Here is a 558-nt window from a genome sequence, read left to right as displayed (position 1 = left end):
TATCACCAGCTATTACACAACCATTACTTCCAATATATGATATTATTAGACTCATACTCTCACCAAATTTATTTAAATTTTACAAATTTACAGGATTTAAATTATTATTGCTTCAATGATATTAACTAAATTTTATTCTATATGTTTAAATCACGGACTAATGGATTTTTATGAATTTTTCAATAATGTTTTGGTTTATAGCATATATTAATGTGTTTTTGACCTTTCATATAAAAAAAATTATATGATTTTAAAAATAAAATAGATATTATAATTTCCAGTTAATACAGGACTCAGAAACACAATTTTTATTTAATAACCTCATTTCACTACTGAATTCTTGGAGGCTCCTTCTAACTAAATTTAATTATTAATCTTAGTACTGTGGAGGGTGTAAAATGAACATGGAAAGTTCTAAAAAACATGATAAAAAATTTAACCACCTGATTAATGAAAAAAGCCCATATTTAATTCAGCACGCTGATAATCCAGTGGACTGGTATCCCTGGGGCGATGAAGCTTTTCTGAAAGCTAAAAAAGAAAATAAACCTATTTTTC

1 protein-coding gene is annotated in these 558 nt (G+C 26.0%); it reads left to right on the top strand.

Annotated elements, in window-relative coordinates; genetic code table 11:
- Positions 1-404: 404 nt before the first annotated feature.
- The coding region (locus QMD61_11780) for a DUF255 domain-containing protein (protein MDI6725313.1) at positions 405-558 on the top strand (154 nt) is incomplete at its 3' end.

The organism is Methanobacterium sp., assembly GCA_030017655.1.
Taxonomy (GTDB): Archaea; Methanobacteriota; Methanobacteria; order Methanobacteriales; family Methanobacteriaceae; genus Methanobacterium_D.
Note: the sequence above shows the minus strand (reverse complement) of the source record. Positions and strands in the feature narration are given on the sequence as shown.